The sequence below is a fragment of the Moorena sp. SIO2C4 genome, from assembly GCF_010672485.1.
In the GTDB taxonomy this organism is placed as follows: domain Bacteria; phylum Cyanobacteriota; class Cyanobacteriia; order Cyanobacteriales; family Coleofasciculaceae; genus Moorena; species Moorena producens.
This window is the reverse complement of sequence record NZ_JAAHGN010000682.1, coordinates 1-4,133: the sequence shown is the minus strand read 5'-3', so window position 1 is coordinate 4,133 and position 4,133 is coordinate 1. Positions and strand designations below refer to the sequence as shown.

Annotated in this window: 3 protein-coding genes; 1 reads left to right on the top strand and 2 read right to left on the bottom strand. The window is 43.9% G+C overall.

The genetic code is table 11. From position 1 onward, the window contains the following. Together F6K20_RS27120 and F6K20_RS27115 are read right to left on the bottom strand one after the other, a co-directional pair. A partial coding sequence (locus F6K20_RS27120) for a DICT sensory domain-containing protein (protein ID WP_287296711.1) occupies window positions 1-1,605 on the bottom strand: 1,605 nt, incomplete at its 3' end. Between the two features lie 123 nt (window positions 1,606-1,728). Beyond that, the gene (locus F6K20_RS27115) at window positions 1,729-2,394 is read right to left on the bottom strand and encodes a pentapeptide repeat-containing protein (protein ID WP_008178389.1); all 666 of its coding nucleotides are present in this window, start codon (window positions 2,392-2,394) and stop codon (window positions 1,729-1,731) included. Window positions 2,395-2,830: 436 nt separating this feature from the next. Between F6K20_RS27115 and F6K20_RS27110 the strand changes: the two genes are divergently transcribed. Further along, a complete protein-coding gene (locus F6K20_RS27110; RefSeq protein WP_044492011.1) occupies window positions 2,831-4,048 on the top strand; it encodes an RNA-guided endonuclease InsQ/TnpB family protein in 1,218 nt (405 codons plus the stop codon). The last annotated feature ends 85 nt before the right edge of the window (window positions 4,049-4,133 follow it).

The following is a 4,133-nucleotide window of genomic DNA, read 5'->3' as shown; positions in this document are numbered from 1 at the left end:
TTCTACCAACCCTTCACCATCTGCTAAGACTGTAGGTAAGACAGAGGGTAGTTTAACGTTGATTTCTGGTAGAGTCTCTGGTGACCAAATCGATCTCAGAGCAGAAAGAGCCAAGTCTAAGACTTCTATAATCTGGATTGATTCCGGGTAACGACAGGTCTGACCACTTTCTAACTTAGAGAGAGTGAGAAAATCTTGAATCAGTTTACGCATGCGCTCGGCATCGGTTAACGCCGTATCAAGCATAGTTTCCCGAAACTCCGTTGGCATTTCTGGTTCACTCTCTAAACTTTCTAGGCAAACTCGGATAGTTGATAAGGGAGTTCGTAATTCATGACCAACGATAGCAATCAGATTATTGCGGGTTCGTTCTAGGGCTTCTAGTTGGTTATGGAGTTCAGTTAAGTCAGTATAAGCTTGGGCTTGATTCAAGGCTACCCCAGCTTGAGTTGCGATCGCTTCTACTAAATCAATATCGTCTTCGAGCCATCTATAGGGTTCCGAACCGCCATGGTGAAGTTCCAGCATCCCCAGCAGTGTTCCTTGATAGTGTATTGGTACCAGTAACCAAGATCGAATCTGCCAACCTTGAATAGTTGTCCTGAGAGCTAGATTATTGTGTAAATTGGGGGCCTTAGTGACATCAGCAATGGCAATGGCTCGTTCCTGAGCTAGAGCGACTTGAATCAGAGGATTATCTGCTAACGACCACATTTGTCCGGTTAGGGACGGTAAACCAGTAGCAACCGATTCATACTCAATTTTTGCTTGCTGGTCACTAGGACTACAGCGATAAAGCAGGCAACGGCAAGAATTAAAGGTGTTTCCTAACTCCTTTACTGTCGCTGCTAGAACATCTTGGGGATTGAGGGAGCGACGGATGGTGGCGGTGATAGTATTAATCAGACGCTCCTTGCTTTCTTTGGTGGTCAGGACTCGATAAGCTTTCAGGAGCTTATATTGACTCGCTTGCAGATAAGTTACTAGCCGCTGGGCAAAAATACTAATATCAATCCCTGCACTGGTCAGCAACAATGTTTGCTCTGGGACTTCTGTAGTCAAACCATAGTGCTGCCATACCTGCTCCACTTTTGGGGCTAGTTCTGGTCGATAACTAGCAATCCGTCCGAGTAACAATCGAGCAGCATGAATGGTAACTCGGGGGTCAAAGGACCAAAATCCCTCAAACCTGCGCGCCTGATCCATGGAAATTGCTGGTGTCAGTTGTTCTCGACAAATTAGGCAAGCTGTATACTTCTGCGCCAAAATCACCAGGTGCCACTCTTGGGCAAGACCATCATTTGGGCCTAAGGGGATAGTTTCTAAGGATTCTTCAACCACAGCAAAGCCAGACTCGGATTCTGGTGCCGCCAACACATAAACTTGGTTTGTACGTTGGGCAATTCGCTGATAGCGGTGGACTTCCTGACGATAAAACTTCTCATGCTGGAAATTGGCAATCACCAAGGGAGAGTCATCCACTGCTAGCACGAGGTCTTCCATGGCATGAGAAAGAGCTGTCAAGGAAGATTTGAAGTACATTTGGCAGCGCAGATGTGGTAACTCTTGCCGTAAATCTCCCAGTAACGAATTCGGATTGTTCACCTAGAAATCCCTCCCTAATTAGTCCCACTCCACTCATGAGGGGGATAGTTTTACCTCAACAAACCTTTGTGATCAAACCAACCCTTGTGATCAAACCAACCCTTTTGATCAAGGGATTATTTATTAGTTGTTAGCTGTTAGCTTTTGGAATTTTGAATATTCACTAGTCAGTTGATCTGGTACCGTTGCCCCAGAAAGCTCAGCTTGACCCAAATCTACATTTGAGAGAGTAACCCGTCTCAAATCTACCTGACTCAAAATTGCTCCACTCAAGTTTGCTTGAGAAAGGTCAGCATCACACAGATTTGCCCTAGTCAAGTCTGCCTGGTGCAGACAAGCACCAGTCAAGTTAGCCCCTCTTAAGTCAGCGTAGCGCAGGTCTGCCCTGGTTAAATTGGCTCCTCGCAAATCGGTATCCTGAAGAATGGTTAATCTTAAATCGGCTCGGGTTAGAATGGCTTGGCGCAGGTTTACTCTAGTGAGATTCGCCCGAATCATAAATGCCTGACTCAAGTTAGCCTCCACCAGAGAGGTTTTTTTCAAATTAGTTCGCCACAGTTTCGCTCCAGTCAGATTTGCCTGATTCAGGTTGACTTCCTGTAAAACCGCGAGACTCAGGTTGGCATCAGCTAGGTTGACTCGTCTGAAAATTACTCCAGTAAGATTGACTTCACTGAGGTTGATTTGCTGGAGATCTACTCCACGGAAATCCCTCTCACCTGCTGAATAACGCTCTAGAAGCTCATTAGTATCCATTGGGGTATCCATAGCTGGCAGCCGCGCCAACATGACATAGTGTTACTTTTAATGTAACATAATGTTAAGAATACTTTTTGTATGTAAAGGATTATGTTATATTTGGAAGTTTTATCTAGAGATAAGCTATTCTTATCGGTGCCTGCAATCGATTGGTGATACAATATGAAGCTTATCCGAACAGGTAAGTGTCGGCTTCAAGCTAACCCTAGCTATTCCTTGTGCTTTTAATAAAAATAGCGGAATTCCCCACCCTCTTACAGGGTGTTGAAGTTACCGTAAGTAGAGTGGAGCCTTTATGGTTGGTCGGCTATGGGAAAAAGGGTTAAAACTGTTTGATTAAGGCTCCACTCTACTAAGGCGCGCGTCTCTAGGATGGATAGCGACTCAGGAATTTTACTGCAAAGGTTGACGCCTTACTGCGAAATCTCTATAATAGTAATAGAGGTCGATAATAAGGTTGAGTGCAGTGAGACATAAAGCCATCAAAGTAAGAATTTATCCCACACAAGAGCAAGTTCAAATATTAGCTCAGCATTTTGGATGCGCTCGCTGGTGGTGGAACTATGGACTAAATCAGTGCATAGAAACTTACAAGGCAACTGGAAAAGGACTAAAACAATCTGCGCTCAATTCCATGCTGCCAAAACTCAAAAAACAAAAAGAGACTGAATGGCTAAAGGACTGTTACTCCCAGGTATTACAATCTGTAAGTCTCAACCTTAGTCGTGCATATCAGAATTTTTTTGAAGGCAGAGCAAAATATCCTAGATTCAAGTCATATCATCATCGCCAATCAATTCAGTACCCTCAAAATGTCAAACAAGTGGGTAACTGCCTTAAGTTCCCTGGAAAGCTAGGAACTGTCAAGGCAAGAATTCATCGGCCACTAGACGGGGATATCAAAACTGTAACAGTCAGCAGAGACCCTTCTGGTAAGTATTACGCTTCTGTTTTGATAGAATACGAATTAACAGATGTGAAACTATTTAAGGAAGGGAAAGTAATTGGTATTGATTTGGGTATCAAGGATTTTGCGATCACCTACGATGGCGAAAAGACTTCTAAATTTGGAAATCCTAAACATTTAGCTAAATACGAAAAGAAGCTAACTAGGAAACAACGTATTGCTGCCCGCAAAAAAAAAGGAAGTAGCGGGCGAAGGAAAGCTAGAAAGATTGTAGCTAAGGTATATGAACGTATTGGAAATGTCCGCCAAGACTACCTTCATAAACTATCTAGGAAAATCGTAGACCAGAACCAGGTAGTGGTAGTTGAAAACCTAAATGTCAAGGGCATGGTTCGTAACCATAAATTAGCTAAAGCAATATCTGATCTGAGTTGGGGAACTTTTGTAAATTTCCTCTCTTATAAATGCGAAAAAGAAGGAAAAGTACTGGTCGAGATAGATCGGTGGTTTCCCAGCTCTAAAACCTGCTCTAATTGTCATTACCGAATCAAAGAGTTGCCGCTAGATGTAAGATCTTGGATTTGTCCAAGTTGTGGCACTCATCACGATAGAGACCGTAATGCGGCCAAGAATATTAGAGCAGAAGGTATCAGAATGCTATCCTCCTCTGGGACGGGGGAGGTCAACGCCAGTGGAGAAGAAGTAAGACCAAAGCGAGGGCGTCCGTCTAAGCTAAGGCGTTCTTCCGTGAAACTGGAAGCCCCAACCTCTACGTAGTAGGTTGGGGTAGTTCACGCTCGCGTAAAGTCTTTGCTGACTTGGTATGGGATGCCACAATAGAGATCCAACTGAAGATCTAAGA

Coding starts and splice junctions, on each gene's coding strand:
- F6K20_RS27115 (WP_008178389.1), bottom strand. CDS start 2,394: ATGTTGGCGCGGCTGCCAGCTATGGATACCCCAATGGATACTAATGAG.